The organism is Arthrobacter sp. CC3 (assembly GCF_039907775.1).
Lineage (GTDB): Bacteria > Actinomycetota > Actinomycetes > Actinomycetales > Micrococcaceae > Arthrobacter.
In genome coordinates this window covers 385673-401441 of record NZ_JARCCY010000002.1, presented here as the reverse complement: position 1 = coordinate 401441, position 15769 = coordinate 385673, and the positions used below count along the sequence as shown (strand labels likewise).

The window sequence follows — 15769 nt, the reverse complement described above, 5'->3', positions numbered from 1 at the left end:
TAGGCCGAGTCGGCCAGGACGTCCACCCTGGTGCCGGTGATCGTGGGATCCATGCCGATCAGCCGGGCACCGACGGCTCCGTCGCTGTTCTCCGGTCCGGAGGCCTTGGTCAGCTCACCGGCGGTGATCAGCCCGGTGTCGGGTTCGATGACGATGTGTGCCTTGTAACCGTCCTGCTGCCGGGACCGGGTCTTATGCGCGTGCCGGGTGTCGGGGTCCACGGTGGAGATGAGCCGGTCCGGGGCGACCTTGCGGGCGATCCGCCACCGACCGTCGGTCCCGTCGGAGCCCTCGGCCGGTTCCACGTCCTGCCCGGCAACGAGGGCCAGCAACGCGTATGCATCGGCACCCTTGCACTCCAGGGTTTCGGGATCAACCGCGGCCAGCAGCGCCAGCGCGTCGGTGACCAGCGCCGAAACCAGCCCGTCTTTTGCGTCCTGGTCGCCCCATTCGATGTCCGGTTTGCCGGTGCGCGTGTAGTCATACCCCGCAGCGTGGGCGCTCAGCAGTTCCTGGCCGCCGGGGACGTCACGGCCGAAGCGGCGGATCCCCGCGATCAGCTGCGTGATGGTGTCCTGCCTCGCGACCGCGTCGTCCAGGACCGTCGAATCAACAGCCCGCCGGCGCTTGCCTTTCAGGACTCCGGTTTCGGCGACGACTTCGGCGATGGCTTCCATGATCCGGTGCGGGTCCCCGGAACCGGCCAGACGCTTGCGCCAGTACGTCAGCGTGCTCGGGTGGAACGCGGTATCGGTCAGCCCGTACCCGCACGCGGCCTTCCAGCGCAGATCGAAGGTCAAAGCCTCTGCGGTTTCCCGATCAGAGAGCCCCTGCAATGCCTGCAACACCAGCACTGACCCGATGACCGGCGCCGGAACCGAAGGCCGGCCCCGCCGCGACGGGAACAGGTCCTCCATCATCGAATCCGGAAACAGGCGCCCCCGATGCTTGGCCAGAAAAGCAAAGACGCTGCCCGGAGCCAACAGCTCTCCGGCCAGCGCCTCCACATCCAAAAACCCGCGTTGCGCGTCCTCACGTCCCTGCATAAGACCAGTCTTAACCACCAGGCCCACCAGTCCAGTCGACGCGCCCACCCACGACTAATTCAGCAGACTCCTAGGCCCCGGCCCCGACCCATTCGACGGTCCCGTCGCTGAAGAACTGTTCCTTCCAGATGGGCACCTCCGCCTTGATCCGGTCAACGAGCTCCGAGCACACGTCGAACGCCTGGCCGCGGTGCGAGGCGGACACGGCGCACACCAGTGCGGGGTCGCCGATTTCCAGCATGCCCACCCGGTGCGCGGCCCAGATCCGCACTGTTTCGCCGCCGTCGCCCGCGTGTTCGGCCACCAGCCGGGCAACGACGTCGGCCATCACCTGGTGGGCGGTGGGATGCGCACTGTAGCTGAGCCGCTCAACGGGCTTGCCGCCGTCGTGGTTCCTGACCACTCCGCTGAAGCTGACCACGGCGCCCGCCGTGTCCGATTCCACAGCGGCGATAGCCTGCGCCACGGAGATGGGCTCCGCGCTCAACACGGCGTTCACGATCTCGAATCCGGTTTCAGTGCTCATGGCTGCCTTCCAGTTGGTCGCACAGGTGGGTGATGACCGGATCAAGCACGCCCAGGCCGTCCATGACGCCCTTGGGTGATCCGGGAAGATTAACGATGAACGTCCGACCCGCCGCGCCCGCGTGTCCGCGGCTCAGCATCGCCATGGGCGTCTTGGCCAGGCCGGCCTGCCGGATACCCTCCATGATCCCCGGAATCTCGCGGTCCAGCAGGGGCACCGTCATCTCAGGGGTCAGGTCATCGGGGCTGAGTCCGGTCCCGCCGCTGGTGATAATGACCGCGGGGTGCTGCGTGAGGAGGGCGCGCAGCGCGGCGCCCACGGGCTCGCCGTCGGGCACCACCATGGCCGGGAACGTTTCGAAGCCGTGCTCCGTCAGCCAGTCGGTGATCACCGGACCGGTTTCGTCGCGGTAGATGCCCGCAGCGGCCCGGTTGGAGGCAATCACGACGCCGGCCTTCCGGCCGGTGGCCTCTCCGTGGCGGTGCGGTTCGGGCTGCTGTCCAAAGCTGCTCATGCTGTCCAGTCCCCGCTCTTGCCGCCGCTTTTGGCCAGCACCCTGATATCGGTCAAGGCGGCGTGCTTGTCCACTGCCTTGATCATGTCGTAGACGCTCAGTGCCGCCACCGATGCTGCTGTGAGGGCTTCCATTTCGACGCCGGTGACGCCCCGTGTCTTGACGGTGGCCAGCACCAGGACCGAATCGCGGCCCAGTTCAAAGTCAACGGTGACCTTGGAGATGGGCAGCGGATGGCACAGCGGGATAAGCTCGGGGGTCTTCTTCGCGGCCATGATTCCTGCGACGCGGGCCACCGCCAAAGCGTCGCCCTTCGGCAGGTCGCCCGCGCCCAGGAGGGCGAGCACCTCCGCGGTGGTGCGGACCGTGGCGGTGGCTGTGGCCTCCCGCGTGGTCTCGGCCTTGCCGGAAACATCAACCATCTGCGCTGTTCCGTCACGGCGCAGATGCGTCAGCCCGGCAGCATTGTCTTCAGTGTTCACAGCGTCCATACTTCCACTTCTGCGCCCGCGGCGAGCGCAGAAGTCCCCACCGGGACATGGATGAGGGCGTTGGAGCTGGCGAGGGCATGGACCAGGTGCGATCCTGCGCCGCCTTCCAGCCGGACCGTGCCGTCCGGCAGGAGGGTTCCGCGCCGGACCTGGTGCTTGCCCGCGGGTGACTCCACCGGCTCCGCCAGCCGGGCCCGGACGGCTGGCCTCGGCGCCGGCGCCCCGAACAATGAGCTGAGGACCGGACGGAGGAATATCTCGAAGGAGACCAGGCAGCTGACCGGGTTACCCGGGAAGCCGATGAACGGAACCCCGTCGAACCGCCCGATTCCCTGCGGGCCGCCGGGCTGCATGGCCACATGTAGGAATTCCACGTCCTGGTCCGCCGTGGCCTGCCGGACCACTTCGTAGGCGCCCTTGCTGACGCCGCCAGTGGTGACGATCAGGTCCACGTGGGGGGCGCGCTCCCGCAGCATGGCGGCGAGTTCCTCCGGACTGTCTGTTGAGATCGCTGCCCGCTGGACATCCAGCCCGGCCTGGCTCATGGCTGCTTCCAGGAGCGTGCCGTTGGCGTCGTAGATCTTGCCGGGTGCCAGCCGGCCGCCGGGTTCCACCACTTCGTCCCCCGTGGTGGCGAGGAGCACTTTCAGCTTCCGGTGCACGCTGACCCCGGTGACGCCCAGTGCCGCCAGGAGCCCCAGCTGGCCCGGGCCCAGGAACGTTCCGCCGGCGAGCGCCAGCTCCCCTGAGCGGATATCGCTGCCCGCGTTCCGGACGTAGGTGCCCGGCTCCGTTGCCGGCAGCCGGACCGTGGCCGCCGTTCCGGGGTCCGGGAAGGAATCGGGAACGGCCCTCTCAATGGGCACGACGGCGTCGGCTCCGGGGGGAATCATGGCGCCGGTCATGATGGGGGCGGCCGTGCCCGGCTCCAGGGCGGCCGCGGTGGCACCGGCCGGGATGGGCGCCACCACCGTGAGGTTCGCCCCGCCGTCGGCAATGTCACTGCTGCGGACGGCAAAGCCGTCCATCTGGGAGTTGTCGAACGGCGGCAGGTCCACGGGAGCGGGGATATCCGCAGCCAGCCCGCGCCCCAGCGCCGCCAGGAGCGGCAGTTCTTCGGTTCGGCCGGTTCCGGGGAGGTGGGCCAGCAGTTCCCGCACGGTGTCGCGGTGGGCCTCCACAGTGCGGGCCTGATGCCCGTCGTCGGTGCGGTGCATGCGTTCCTTACCTTGGTCCGGGCGTTGTTGTCGGGTTCACTGCGTTGTCGGGTTCACTGCGTTGTCGGGTTCACTGCGGCGTCGGGTTCACAGCGGCGTTCCGCCGCTGCGGTCGTTCCCGCGAAACGTTCGGCCCGTTACGGCGTCACGTCAACTCTAATGGTGTGGAATCCGGTGGCGCCGTCCGGAGCCACCCGGGCACGGTCTTCGATCTGCGGTGCACCGTTCAGGTCCGTGGCCCGGACCTGGATCTCGTACTGCCCGGGCGTCAGGGGCACCGACAGCTGCCACTGGTACCACGTGTCCCGGGATATGCCGGGCGCAAGTTCCACCGCCTGCCAGGGGCCGCGGTTGACGCGAAGTTCCACCTTGCCGATGCCGGTGTGCTGGGCCCACGCGACGCCGCCGAAGGCCACCGTTCCGGCACGAACCGGGCGGCCGGAGCGCGGAACGTCGATGCGCGAGGACGTCTTGATGGGTCCGCGTTCGCTCCAGCCGCGGGGCGTCCAATAGCCGACGTCGTCAGCGAACCTGGTCACCTTGAGCTCAGTGAGCCACTTGGTGGCGGAAACGTAGCCGTACAGGCCCGGCACCACAAGCCGCACCGGGAAGCCGTGCTCAAGAGGCAGCGGCTCGCCGTTCATCCCGACGGCGATCAAGGCATCGCGGTCATCGGTGAGGACCTCCAGCGGTGTGCCGGCCGTCCAGCCGTCCTTGCTTCGGGACAGCACCATGTCCGCACCGCTCCGCGGCCCTGCCATGGCCAGCAGTTCGCGGACCGGCCATCCCAGCCACAGCGCATTGCCGATCAGGTCACCGCCCACTTCGTTGGAGACGCAGGCGATGGTCACGTGGCGTTCAATCATGGGCTTGGACAGCAGCGTGGCGAAATCCAGTTCAATCTCCCGTTCCACCATGCCCGTGACCTTGAGGACCCAGGAGTCGGGGTCCACTGCCGGAACCGTGAGGGCGGTGTCGATCCGGTAGAAGTCCCGGTTGGGAGTCACCAGCGGACTGATGCCGTCAAGGTTCAGCGCAGCGCCCGCCGGAACCGGCGGAGCCGGAGACGCGGCGGCCGGCAGGGCAAGCTTGCTGCGGAATTCGCTGACTCCGGCAGCGGCTCCTCGCAACGCTGCGGCAAGCCCTCCGCCAACGGCCGCGACGACGGCCCCTCCGCCAAGTGCTTGCAGGAACCGGCGCCGGCCGGCCTGGGCAGGTGACGCCGCGGCGGCTGAAGGCGCTGGCGCGGCCGCTGAAGGCGCTGGCACGGCGACTGAAGCCGCGTCCCAGTCGCGAAGGCGCGACATCAGCCACCGGAGCACCAGGATTGCGGCTGCCGCGGCAAGCAGGGGCAGCACCATGGCGTTGCCGGACGCCTGGGCGCGGCCCAGTACCGCCACGAGGCCCACAACGCCAAAGATGGAGATGACCGCAAACCCGGCGTAGCGGCGGCGCCATTCCAGGAGGCCGGCCAGTGCAGCCAGCGCCGCAATGGCCAGCCCCATGCCGACGAGCAGCGCCAACTTGTCCGCGGTGCCGAACGCCGAGACCGCCCAGTCCTTGACGGCTGGCGGAACGGCGTCGATCACGGCACCGCCAACGGCCGTCATGGGCGACAGCGCCGGGCTCACGAGGGCCGCCACAAGCTCGCCGACCACCACTCCCGCGGCCACGGCCACAACACCGGCGGCAGCGGCCCACCTTGCCGCGGCTGTTGCCGGCATGCCCGCCGGGAGCCGGACTGTTGCCGACTGGGACTTGTTCACTACTCCAGCATAGGTTCGGGGCACTCGCGCGGGGCGCCTTTTCCGGCTTCAGTGGCGATCCGCCGGGATTCCGTGAGATCCGCCGGTGTCACGGGCGTGATGGTTGGCCCCAACGTGGCGTAGCCTGAATTTATGAGTGTTCAGCTTGGTATGCCGCAACCCCGGGAGGGGGCAGGTTCGGATCCGGTAGTGCCGTCGCGGCCGGCGGGCACGCCTGCGGGCCTCATGGACCGCTACGGACGCCGCGCCACGGACATGAGGCTGTCCCTGACGGACAAATGCAATCTGCGCTGCACCTATTGCATGCCGGCCGAAGGCCTCGAGTGGCTGGCCAAGCAGGCCGTGATGTCCGCCGAGGAAATCGTCAGGATAGTACGGATCGGCGTCGACCTGCTGGGCGTGCGCGAACTGCGCCTCACCGGCGGCGAACCCCTGGTCCGGGCGGACCTGCTCGACATCATTTCCGCCCTGCGCAAGGCCCACCCGCAGCTGCCGATTTCCATGACCACGAACGCCGTCGGCCTGGACAAGAAGGCAGCGGGGCTGAAAGCCGCCGGACTTTCCCGGATCAACGTTTCGCTGGATTCCCTGCACGAGGAAACGTTCACCAAACTGACCCGCAGGCCCTTCCTGGACAAGGTCCTCGCCGGCGTGGATGCCGCGTGGGCCGCCGGACTCGGTCCCGTGAAGCTCAACGCCGTGCTGATGCGGGGAATCAACGACGCCGAATCCCCGTCCCTGCTGGCCTGGGCGCTGGACCGCGGGTACGAACTCCGCTTCATTGAACAAATGCCGCTGGACGCCGACCACGGGTGGACCCGCCGGAACATGGTCACTGCCGCCGAAATCCGCGAACTCCTGTCCGTCGATTATGTGCTCAGCGCCGATCCCAGGGACCGAGACGGCGCCCCGGCCGAACGCTTCGAGGTACGACGCCGGACGCCGGGATCCGCTGACGCAACCGGCCCCGTGCTGGGCACGGTGGGAATCATCGCCTCTGTGACCGAGCCGTTCTGCTCGGACTGCAAGCGCACCCGGATCACGGCCGAGGGCAAGATCATGAGCTGCCTGTTCTCACGCGAAGAATTCGATCTGCTGGGGCTGCTGCGCGAGGGCGCCACTGACCAGCAGCTCGCCGAACGCTGGCAGGACGCCATGTGGCTCAAGCCCAAGGCCCACGGCATGGACCACGTCGGACTGGACGCCCCGGACTTTGTCCAGCCGGACCGCAGCATGAGCGCCATCGGAGGCTGAGGCATTGAACGTACGTTACTTCGCTGCCGCGCGCGCGGCGGCAGGGGTGGAAGAGGAACGCTTTGAGCTTCCGGCCGGCTCCACCATGGAATCGCTGTTAAGCGCCGTGCTCGACGTCGACCGGCCGGCTCCGCCCGCCGGCACGCCTCCCCTTGGGAGGCTTCTTTCGCGAAGCAGTTTCCTGCTCAACGAAGTGGCCGTCCGCGACCGGTCCGTGGTCCTGGGACCGGACGACGTGGTGGACGTGCTTCCGCCGTTTGCCGGCGGGTAGGGATTCGGCGGTTAGGGTTTCGGCGGCCCGACGTGACGGCCGTGTTCGGTGCCGAGGGCCAAAGCCAGCAAGGAGTTCCTGCTCCGTACCCCGCATGCCGCAAAAACCAGTTTGAACTGGTCCTGCACCGTGTACGGGCTGATGCCCAGGGCTGCTGCCAACGCCGCAGTGTCCAGTCCGCCCGCGGCGAGCTCAAGAATGCTGCGCTGCCGCGGCGTCAGGCCAAAGCACCGGGCGAAGACGTCGAGCCTCTCCCCTGCCGGGCACTCCTGGATGGTCACAGCCAGCCTCGCTGCCGGATCTGTTCCGGCATCCAGGCGGAATGACCGCAGGACAGCCCACCGGCCCAGGCCGATCGGGACGCTGGCGGACGCCGCGTGGGAGTCCACCCCGGCCTCGACGGCCTGGAGTTGGGCCGCCACGTTGTAGACCTCGGCCGGTATGGCCTCGTAAGGGCTGGGCCCCGGCTGCAACAGGCCAAGCCAGTCGCCGGCCGAGGCGCTTCGGCTTGTTGCGGTCAGCTCGGTGTCCAGTGTGAGCACCGCTTGTTGGGGCAGCCCGAACGTCGGCGGCGGGTCGCGGCGGGTCTGGGCATCCCGCCGCATCTGCGCTGCCCTGCTTCGCCGCAGGCCCGCCGCGATGACGGGCGCCGCCGCTGCCAGGTGCATCGTTTCGCGTTCGGTGAATGGTCCGTCGTCGGCCGTCCGCCACAGGTCGAGCCAGCCCCAGCAGCCGTGGCCGTCGGCGAACACCGTGGACAGGACATCCGCTACGCCGTACCGGCGGAGGACACCGTTCCACAGCGGGCTTCGCACCGGGTCTCCCCCGGTTGCCGTTCGCAGCGTCACTGCAGCCCGCCGCCCGCCAGCAGCGACGTCCAGCGGCCTGGTGCCGTTATGTACTTCAGCCTGATCAGGGCGGGCAGTTCCTGCGGGCAGGGAATGCGCGCCATCGGTGAGATGCCGGTGCAGGACCCGGGGTCGGTCAGGGGCCATGCAAACCACCTGAACGGAACGATGCTGCCCAGCTCGGCCAAGAGCGCTGCCCGCAAGCCGTGGTCCTCCAAGGACTCACGGCAGAGCCCGCCGATTCTGTCCAGGCTCCGGCTCACCGCCCAATTCGTGGTCATGGAAACAGTATGGCCCGCGGACCCGCCCAGAATTCTGGGATACCGAGCTCCGACCGGCCGGGCCTAGCGTGAAGCATCCCTAACCACGGGACAGCCAACCGGAAGGAGAGTCTGTGATGTACACCCTGCAGATAGAGCACGGAATCAAGGATTTTAGCCTGTGGAAGACGGCTTTCGACCGGGATCCGGTAAACCGCGCGGCTTCGGGCGTGACCGCGCACCGGATCAGCCGGCCGGTGGACGATCCACACTACGTAGTGGTTGAGCTTGATCTGGGGAGCCGGGAGCAGGCCGAGGCCCTGCTGGCCAGCCTTCAGCAAAAGGTGTGGAATTCCCCCGCGGCGGCCCCCGCCCTCCAAGGTGCTCCGAAAACCCGCATCCTGGAGTCAGCAGGCTGAGGCTACCGGAGGGGCCTCAAGTGCGGCGGCATACGGAGGTCATGAAAGGAGTGAAGGCCGCGGCTTCCGCAAGGCGGACTTCGGAAGTGTGCGTCAGCACGCCGTCGTCCACCCGAAAGGTGTGCCGGGACGTGTCCCGTCCGTTGCGGCGCTCCACGGTGAGTACTCCGTTGTGCAGGCTGCAGCGCGTCGGGGCTTCCCGCGGCAGTCCCACGCTGTCCACGTGGTACCAGACAGTGTCCGGGTGGTCGGCGTCCATGGTGAACATGCCATGCCGCTCGAAACGGATCCCGTCATCTTCCGTGTGGCGGTAGCTTTGCAGCACCGCATACCCGCCGGCAGCCGTGGCGAAGGTCAATTCAGCAGCTGCTGTCCGTGCAGGCTTTCGTTGCGTCGCCTCGATGCGTGTGGTCCCGGTCCAATGCCCGAGGAAAGCGTGCAGCTCTTGCTGTGCAGTCCCCGGGTGCAGCCGGTCCATAGTTCCTCCAGTGTGGCCCCGGCTTCATCATCACGCCCGCGCGTGGACTTGTCCAGTTTCAGGGGCCCGGCCTAGAGGCCGAAGGTTTCGCCTTCTTCGAACGGACCCACGACCGTTACCGTCCGGGGCGCTGCAGCCAGTTCCCGCGCCAGCTCGCGCACCTGTTCCACGGTGACGCTCTTGATCTGCCGGAGCGTCTCCTCGATGTCCTGGTATTCGCCGGACACGAGCTCGGCCCGTCCCAGCCTGGACATCCGCGATCCGGTGTCCTCGAGCGCCAGGACGATCCCGCCGCAGAGCTGGCCCACGGCCTTCTTGAGTTCGTCGTCGGAAATGCCGTGCTCTGCCAGCTTGTCCAGTTCGGCGCCCAGGAGCTCAATCACCTGGCGGACCTTCGACGGTGTGCACCCCGCATACATGCCGAAGTAGCCGGCATCGGCGTAAGACGATGCAAAGGAGTATGTGGAATACACCAGGCCGCGCTTCTCGCGAACCTCCTGGAAAAGCCGGGAGGACATGCCGCCGCCCAGCACCGCATTGAGCACGCTCATGACATAGCGGCGGCCGTCCGTGGCAACGATCGTGGGGCACCCCATGATGATGTTCGCCTGCTCAACGGGCCGCTTCACCACATGGAGTCCGGCCGTGCCGGTAATTTCGGCCCGATCGGTGGAGCGCCGTTCTACGGGAGCGGCACCGGGCTCCAGCGCCCAGCCCGCCTGCTGGAGCGCTTCCACCACAAGTCCGCAGACGACGTCGTGGTCCAGTCCGCCGGCGGCGGTGATGACCAGCTCGTCCGGACGGTAGTAGCGGCGGTAGTGGTCCCAGACGGAATCGCGGGCAACGGCCCGGATGGCTTCCGGGGTCCCGCCAATCGGGCGTCCCAGCGGGTGGGTTCCCAACACCGCCGCGACGAAATGCTCGTGGGCGACGTCCGTGGGGTCGTCGCTGTCCATTGCGATTTCCTCAAGGATGACGTCCCGCTCCTGCTCCATCTCCTGCGGATCCAGGACAGCGCCGGTGATCATGTCCGCGATGACGTCGATGGCCATCGGCAGGTCAGTGTCCAGGACCCGGGCGAAGTAGCACGTGCTTTCCTTCGCCGTGGCGGCGTTGGACTCCCCGCCCACCTCGTCGAAGGCGGAGGCGATTTCCAGGGCGGTGCGCCGCCGGGTGCCCTTGAACAGCAGGTGCTCCAGGAAGTGGGTGGAACCGTGCTGGCCGTGGGCTTCGTCCCGCGAACCCACGCCCACCCAGAAACCGATGGTCGCGGAGCGCTGGCCGGGCATTGCCTCCGTCAGTACACGCACACCGCCGGGGAGCACGGACCGGCGAACAACGGACCCGCCGTCGGCTCCGTGGATCAGGGTGTCTCCGGGATGGTTCTGCACCAGCGGCAGGGGTACGACAGTCATCAAGGCCTTTCAGGAAAACGGTGCCAAATCTGCCTGCCATCGTACCAGCGGACCACTCGCCCGGAACCTCATGGAGGGGCGCGGTGCGGACGGGCCCGGTTTTACGAGGCGGGGCGGCTTAACGGCGGCGGGGCCGGTGGATGATCCACCGGCCCCGCCGTCGTGCTTGAACTACGAAGTGCGTTGCAGACTACTCTGCGGCTGCCTCGACGGTCTCAGCGCTTTCAGCGCCTTCTTCCTCGGCGATAACCGGGGACAGGGACAGCTTTCCGCGGTCGTCGATCTTGGTGATTTCGACCTGGATCTTCTGGCCCACGGAGACGACGTCCTCGACGTTGTCCACGCGCTTGCCCCCGGCGATCTTGCGCAGCTCGGAGATGTGCAGCAGGCCGTCCTTGCCCGGGGTGAGGGAAATGAAGGCACCGAAGGTGGTGGTCTTGACGACCGTGCCCAGGTAGCGCTCGCCGATTTCCGGAACCTGCGGGTTGGCGATGGCGTTGATCGCGGAGCGTGCGGCGTCGGCGGACGGGCCGTTGGTGGCTCCGATGTACACGGTGCCGTCGTCCTCGATGGAGATGTCCGCGCCGGTATCTTCCTGGATCTGGTTGATCATCTTGCCCTTGGGCCCAATGACCTCGCCGATCTTGTCCACGGGGATCTTGACCGCGATGACACGCGGAGCGAACTCGGAGAGCTCGTCCGGGGTGTCGATCGCGGAGTTGATGACCTCGAGGATGTGCAGGCGGGCTTCGCGTGCCTGCTTCAGGGCGGCGGCCAGAACGGAGGCCGGGATGCCGTCGAGCTTCGTGTCCAGCTGGATGGCCGTGACGAATTCGGAGGTACCGGCAACCTTGAAGTCCATGTCACCGAAAGCATCTTCGGCGCCCAGGATGTCCGTGAGTGCTGCGTAACGGGTCTGGCCGTCAACCTGGTCGGAAACCAGGCCCATGGCGATGCCGGCAACGGCAGCCTTCAGCGGCACACCGGCGTTGAGCATCGACAGCGTGGAGGCGCAGACGGAACCCATCGACGTCGAACCGTTGGAGCTGAGGGCTTCAGACACCTGGCGGATGGCGTAGGGGAATTCCTCGCGGGACGGCAGCACGGGCACGAGCGCGCGCTCGGCCAGGGCGCCGTGACCGATTTCGCGGCGCTTGGGCGAGCCCACGCGGCCGGTCTCACCGGTGGAGTACGGCGGGAAGTTGTAGTTGTGCATGTAGCGCTTGCGCGTTACCGGCGACAGCGAGTCGATCTGCTGTTCCATCTTCAGCATGTTCAGCGTGGTGACACCCATGATCTGGGTTTCGCCGCGCTCGAAGATAGCCGAACCGTGAACGCGGGGCAGAACCTCGACCTCGGCGGTGAGCTGGCGGATGTCCGTCAGGCCGCGGCCGTCGATGCGGATCTGGTCCTTCAGGATGCGCTGGCGCACAACGTGCTTGGTCACCGAGCGGAACGCCGCGGACAGTTCCTTCTCGCGTCCCTCGAACTGGCCGGCGAGCGAAGAGGTGACTTCGTCCTTGAGCTCGTCCGAAGCGGTGTCGCGCTCCTGCTTGTCAGCGATCTGGAAGACAGCAGCAAGCTTCTCAGCAGCGGCAGCCTCAACAGCGGCGTAGACGTCGTCCTCGTAGTCGAGGAAGACCGGGAATTCGACGGTCGGCTTGGCGGCGCGGGCAGCCAGGTCGGCCTGGGCGTCGCAGAGTGCCTTGATAAACGGCTTGGCAGCCTCGAGGCCCTCGGAAACAACCTCTTCGGTGGGAGCGGTGGCGCCCTGTTCCTTGATGAGGTTCCAGGAGTTGTCGGTCGCTTCGGCTTCAACCATCATGATGGCGACGTCGTCACCGGCAATGCGGCCGGCTACAACCATGTTGAATACGGAGTTCTCGAGCTGCGAGTGCTTCGGGAACGCAACCCACTGCGAGCCCTGCTCGTCAGCCACGAGGGCAACGCGGACGCCGCCGATCGGGCCGGAGAACGGCAGGCCGGAGAGCTGGGTGGACATGGACGAGGCGTTGATGGCCACGACGTCGTAGAGCTCGTCCGGGTTGATCGCCAGGACGGTGACGACGATCTGGACCTCGTTGCGCAGGCCCTTGATGAAGGCCGGACGCAGCGGGCGGTCCATGAGACGGCAAGCCAGAATGGCTTCGGTGGACGGGCGGCCTTCGCGGCGGAAGAACGAACCCGGGATGCGGCCGGCGGCGTACATACGCTCTTCGACGTCAACGGTCAGCGGGAAGAAGTCGAAACCTTCACGCGGGTGCTTGCCGGCGGTGGTTGCGGACAGCAGCGCGGTGTCTTCGTCGATGTACACCATGGCTGCGCCGGCTGCCTGCTTGGCAAGACGGCCGGTTTCGAAGCGGATTACACGCTTGCCAAAGCGGCCATTGTCAATGACGGCTTCTGAGAACTGGATTTCGGGACCCTCCAAGAGAGTCACCTCCGTTTCTTGGTTAACGGAAGTCCAGCCGCATCAACCCAGTCCAGCATCTGTCTACTGGCCTGCACTGCACCCGGTCATCGATCGAGACCCACGGGCCGGGCTTCACTCTTCGAAGCCGTTCCCGGGAATCACTACCGAGGACCGCGAATGCGTGATGCGGTTGATCCTCCTGTTTAGTTTTTGTACTGCAGGAGGCGGCCCGTCCGGGTGGGATGGGCCGCCCCTTAGAGCTGACTAGCGGCGCAGGCCGAGGCGCTCGATGAGCGCACGGTAGCGTGCAATGTCAGTGTTCTTGAGGTAGGTGAGCATACGCTTGCGACGGCCAACCATGGCCAGCAGACCGCGCTGGGTGTGGAAGTCGTGCTTGTGCTCCTTCATGTGCTCAGTGAGATCCTTGATCCGCTGAGTCAGGACTGCAACCTGGACCTCCGGTGAACCGGTGTCGCCTTCGGACGTTGCGAAATCCTTGATGATGGACTGCTTTACAGCGGCGTCAAGTGCCACAATAACTCCTAGAGATGTGCCGTGAGGCCCGAATCAGTAATTCACTGCCGGGTGTGCCTGCGCGGAAATCCCCGCAAATTCGGGGATTCCATTACATGACAAGAGCCAGCCGCCACGGACTGCAGCCGGATCCAACGTTTAGTTTACCGGCCCGGCCGCAATCTTGTCGAAACCTGCCCCGCGGCCGCCTACGGCGGCCCCTTACGCGCGCGCCAGCAGATCGCGGATCGCGGCAACGCCGCGGTAGACCTCCGTGAAGGATGTACTCAGCGGCGACAGCCCGATGCGGATGCCTTGCGGAGCGCGGAAGTCCGGGATGACGTCCTGGGCCCAGAGCTCTGCGGTCATTTGGCGGAAGTCCGGGTGGTCCACAGTGATGTGGCTCCCCCGCTGCTCCGCCTCCCGCGGCGTGGCCAGCTGCACGCCGGCAGGAGCCAGCCACGCATCATGGAGTTCGAGGGCATACGCCGTCAGCTTCCGGGACTTTTCCCGCAACGCGGACATGCCGGCCTCTTCGATCAGGTCCAGGGTGCCGCGCATGGCGATCATGCCGAAAATTGCCGGCGTTCCGCTGAGGAATCCGCGGATCCCCGGAGCCGGCTCATAGCCGGCGGCCATTTCGAAGGCATCCTTGCGGCCCATCCATCCCCAGATCGGCTGGCTCAACCCGGGCAGGTGGCGGGCGTTGATGTACGCGAAGGCCGGGGAGCCCGGCCCGCCGTTGAGGTACTTGTACGTGCAGCCGGCGGCGAAGTCGACGCCGGCGGCGTCGAGCTCGATCTCCACCGACCCCGCCGAATGGCACAGGTCCCACACCACCAGCGCGCCGGCGTCGTGCACTGCAGCGGTGATGGCCGGCAGGTCGGCGAGGTAGCCGGAGCGGTAGGCGATCTGGCTCAGGACCACGACGGCGGTGGACGGCCCTGTTGCCTCCCGCACCTGGTCAATGCTTACGCCGGCGGCGGGATCGGCGTCGATCCAACGCAGCGTCAGTCCTTCTTCGCGGGCGATGCCTTCCAGGAGGTAGCGGTCAGTCGGAAAGTTGTCCGTGTCCAGCACGATTTCGGTTCTGGCGGGGTCCTTGACGGCGGAGAGGGCTGCGCGGACCAGCTTGTAGAGGACAACGGTGGTGGAGTCGGCGATGATGGTCTGCCCGGGAGCCGCTCCAAGCACCGCCCGGCCAAGCTGGTCGCCGATGGCTTCCGGCAGGGCGAGCCATTCCTCGTCCCAGCCGCGGATCAGCCGGCCGCCCCAGTTCTCCTGGATAAAGGCGCTGATGTCCGCGACGGTCCGCTTGAGCGGGCGGCCCAGTGAGTTTCCGTCCAGGTAGGACAGGTCGGTGTCGGTTCCGACGAAGTGGTCGCGGTAGCCGGCCAGCGGGTCCGCGGCATCAAGTTCGACGGCGCGCTGCAGCAGGGCGTCTTGGGTCCCGTGAACCGTGCTCATTGGCCGATCTCCGTCCGGACGGCGAAAAGTTCGGGGAAGAAGGTCAGTTCCAGGGCCTTTTGCAGGAACGCGGCGCCGCTGGAGCCGCCGGTGCCCGACTTCATGCCGATGGTCCGTTGCACCGTCCGCAAATGCCGGAACCGCCACAGCTGGAAGTTGTCTTCCAGGTCCACGAGTTCCTCGCATGCCTCGTACGCGCCCCAGTTGTCCGCCGCGTTTTCGTAGATGTGCTTGAACACGGGGACGAGTTCGGGGCAGAATTCGTGGGCTTTGGTGACGTCGCGTTCCAGCAGGGATGCAGGAATGGCGAAGCCCTGGCGGTTGAGGTACGCCAGGAATTCGTCATAGATGCTGGGCGCTTCAAGGACGTGGCGCAGCTGCTCGTGGGCCTCGGGATCGGATTCGAACACGGGAAGCATCTTGCGGTTTTTGTTGCCGAGGACGAACTCCACCGCCCGGTACTGGCTGGACTGGAATCCGGAGGAGTTGCCCAGGAAACCGCGGAACTGCGAATACTCGGTGGGCGTCAGCGTGGCCAGCACGGACCATTGCTCAGTCAGGGTCTTCTGGATGTGCTTGACGCGCGCAATCGCCTTGAGGGCGGAGCCGAGGTCGTCGCTGCGGAGCCAGGCCGCGGCGCTGCGCAGCTCGTGAAGGACCAGCTTCAGCCACAGTTCGGTGGTCTGGTGCTGGATGATGAAGAGCAGTTCGTCGTGGTGCTCCGGATCGCTGACCGGCTGCTGCGCACTGAGCAGTGTGGGGAGCTGCAAGTACGACGCGTAGCTCATCCGTGAACTGAAATCCCGGACGATGTCCTTTTCCAGTTTCCTCGTGTTCTTCTCAACGGACACAGCGGTGCCTTCCTTGCCAG

The 15769-nt window shown here is 66.8% G+C and carries 17 protein-coding genes; 3 read left to right on the top strand and 14 right to left on the bottom strand.

Going from position 1 to position 15769, the window contains the following annotated elements; all coding sequences use genetic code 11:
• The 6 genes from PV761_RS01755 to PV761_RS01730 form a co-directional block, all read right to left on the bottom strand.
• A partial coding sequence (locus PV761_RS01755) for a transposase (RefSeq protein ID WP_347893831.1) occupies positions 1–1046 on the bottom strand: 1046 nt, incomplete at its 3' end.
• A gap of 70 nt (positions 1047–1116) precedes the next feature.
• Positions 1117–1572: a molybdenum cofactor biosynthesis protein MoaE gene (locus PV761_RS01750; protein WP_028271957.1), complete on the bottom strand. Its 456-nt coding sequence runs from the start codon at positions 1570–1572 to the stop codon at positions 1117–1119.
• On the bottom strand, positions 1562–2086 hold the full coding sequence (locus PV761_RS01745) for a MogA/MoaB family molybdenum cofactor biosynthesis protein (protein ID WP_055798383.1): 525 nt from the start codon (positions 2084–2086) through the stop codon (positions 1562–1564). Before PV761_RS01745 ends, PV761_RS01750 begins: the two co-directional genes overlap by 11 nt.
• The gene (gene moaC, locus PV761_RS01740; RefSeq protein ID WP_347893828.1) at positions 2083–2577 is read right to left on the bottom strand and encodes a cyclic pyranopterin monophosphate synthase MoaC; all 495 of its coding nucleotides are present in this window, start codon (positions 2575–2577) and stop codon (positions 2083–2085) included. Before moaC ends, PV761_RS01745 begins: the two co-directional genes overlap by 4 nt.
• The gene (glp, locus tag PV761_RS01735; RefSeq protein WP_347893827.1) at positions 2565–3794 is read right to left on the bottom strand and encodes a gephyrin-like molybdotransferase Glp; all 1230 of its coding nucleotides are present in this window, start codon (positions 3792–3794) and stop codon (positions 2565–2567) included. Before glp ends, moaC begins: the two co-directional genes overlap by 13 nt.
• 137 nt (positions 3795–3931) lie before the next feature.
• Entirely contained in the window at positions 3932–5518 is a 1587-nt protein-coding gene (locus PV761_RS01730; protein ID WP_347893876.1) for a molybdopterin-dependent oxidoreductase, read from the bottom strand.
• Between the two features lie 174 nt (positions 5519–5692).
• Here PV761_RS01730 and moaA point away from each other — a divergent pair, with 174 nt between their 5' ends.
• Together moaA and PV761_RS01720 are read left to right on the top strand one after the other, a co-directional pair.
• Positions 5693–6814, top strand: coding sequence for a GTP 3',8-cyclase MoaA (gene moaA / locus PV761_RS01725; protein WP_028271962.1), 1122 nt, complete (start codon positions 5693–5695; stop codon positions 6812–6814).
• A 4-nt stretch (positions 6815–6818) separates the two neighbouring features.
• Positions 6819–7085 carry a MoaD/ThiS family protein gene (locus PV761_RS01720; protein WP_055798396.1) on the top strand — a complete coding sequence of 89 codons (267 nt, stop codon included), beginning with the start codon at positions 6819–6821 and terminating at the stop codon, positions 7083–7085.
• A gap of 11 nt (positions 7086–7096) precedes the next feature.
• Here PV761_RS01720 and PV761_RS01715 read toward each other — a convergent pair whose 3' ends face one another.
• Positions 7097–7900: a LuxR C-terminal-related transcriptional regulator gene (locus PV761_RS01715; RefSeq protein WP_347893825.1), complete on the bottom strand. Its 804-nt coding sequence runs from the start codon at positions 7898–7900 to the stop codon at positions 7097–7099.
• A gap of 29 nt (positions 7901–7929) precedes the next feature.
• Complete coding sequence (locus PV761_RS01710) at positions 7930–8214, bottom strand: hypothetical protein (protein WP_347893823.1); 285 nt, start codon at positions 8212–8214, stop codon at positions 7930–7932.
• A gap of 116 nt (positions 8215–8330) precedes the next feature.
• Between PV761_RS01710 and PV761_RS01705 the strand changes: the two genes are divergently transcribed.
• Positions 8331–8612, top strand: coding sequence for a hypothetical protein (locus PV761_RS01705; RefSeq protein WP_347893874.1), 282 nt, complete (start codon positions 8331–8333; stop codon positions 8610–8612).
• A 16-nt stretch (positions 8613–8628) separates the two neighbouring features.
• Here PV761_RS01705 and PV761_RS01700 read toward each other — a convergent pair whose 3' ends face one another.
• The 6 genes from PV761_RS01700 to kynA all read right to left on the bottom strand — a co-directional run bounded on the left by PV761_RS01700 (position 8629) and on the right by kynA (position 15749).
• Positions 8629–9090: a DUF1579 domain-containing protein gene (locus tag PV761_RS01700; RefSeq protein WP_347893821.1), complete on the bottom strand. Its 462-nt coding sequence runs from the start codon at positions 9088–9090 to the stop codon at positions 8629–8631.
• Positions 9091–9161: 71 nt separating this feature from the next.
• A complete protein-coding gene (locus tag PV761_RS01695) occupies positions 9162–10505 on the bottom strand; it encodes a pitrilysin family protein (protein WP_028271967.1) in 1344 nt (447 codons plus the stop codon).
• A gap of 190 nt (positions 10506–10695) precedes the next feature.
• Positions 10696–12936, bottom strand: a complete 2241-nt coding sequence (locus tag PV761_RS01690) for a polyribonucleotide nucleotidyltransferase (protein WP_347893872.1) — start codon at positions 12934–12936, stop codon at positions 10696–10698.
• Positions 12937–13182: 246 nt separating this feature from the next.
• Positions 13183–13452, bottom strand: a complete 270-nt coding sequence (gene rpsO / locus PV761_RS01685; protein WP_028271969.1) for a 30S ribosomal protein S15 — start codon at positions 13450–13452, stop codon at positions 13183–13185.
• 201 nt (positions 13453–13653) lie between these two features.
• Positions 13654–14898 carry a kynureninase gene (gene kynU, locus PV761_RS01680; protein ID WP_347893819.1) on the bottom strand — a complete coding sequence of 415 codons (1245 nt, stop codon included), beginning with the start codon at positions 14896–14898 and terminating at the stop codon, positions 13654–13656.
• Positions 14895–15749, bottom strand: coding sequence for a tryptophan 2,3-dioxygenase (gene kynA, locus PV761_RS01675; protein WP_028271971.1), 855 nt, complete (start codon positions 15747–15749; stop codon positions 14895–14897). Before kynA ends, kynU begins: the two co-directional genes overlap by 4 nt.
• Positions 15750–15769: the final 20 nt, after the last annotated feature.

What these genes read in the sequence shown, in the direction of transcription:
- PV761_RS01730 (WP_347893876.1), bottom strand. Translation starts at nt 5,518, where the DNA reads ATGCCGGCAACAGCCGCGGCAAGGTGGGCCGCTGCCGCCGGTGTTGTG.
- PV761_RS01710 (WP_347893823.1), bottom strand. Translation starts at nt 8,214, where the DNA reads ATGACCACGAATTGGGCGGTGAGCCGGAGCCTGGACAGAATCGGCGGG.
- PV761_RS01695 (WP_028271967.1), bottom strand. Translation starts at nt 10,505, where the DNA reads ATGACTGTCGTACCCCTGCCGCTGGTGCAGAACCATCCCGGAGACACC.
- PV761_RS01750 (WP_028271957.1), bottom strand. Translation starts at nt 1,572, where the DNA reads ATGAGCACTGAAACCGGATTCGAGATCGTGAACGCCGTGTTGAGCGCG.
- PV761_RS01700 (WP_347893821.1), bottom strand. Translation starts at nt 9,090, where the DNA reads ATGGACCGGCTGCACCCGGGGACTGCACAGCAAGAGCTGCACGCTTTC.
- PV761_RS01705 (WP_347893874.1), top strand. Translation starts at nt 8,331, where the DNA reads ATGTACACCCTGCAGATAGAGCACGGAATCAAGGATTTTAGCCTGTGG.
- kynU (WP_347893819.1), bottom strand. Translation starts at nt 14,898, where the DNA reads ATGAGCACGGTTCACGGGACCCAAGACGCCCTGCTGCAGCGCGCCGTC.
- moaC (WP_347893828.1), bottom strand. Translation starts at nt 2,577, where the DNA reads ATGGACGCTGTGAACACTGAAGACAATGCTGCCGGGCTGACGCATCTG.
- glp (WP_347893827.1), bottom strand. Translation starts at nt 3,794, where the DNA reads ATGCACCGCACCGACGACGGGCATCAGGCCCGCACTGTGGAGGCCCAC.
- moaA (WP_028271962.1), top strand. Translation starts at nt 5,693, where the DNA reads ATGAGTGTTCAGCTTGGTATGCCGCAACCCCGGGAGGGGGCAGGTTCG.
- PV761_RS01745 (WP_055798383.1), bottom strand. Translation starts at nt 2,086, where the DNA reads ATGAGCAGCTTTGGACAGCAGCCCGAACCGCACCGCCACGGAGAGGCC.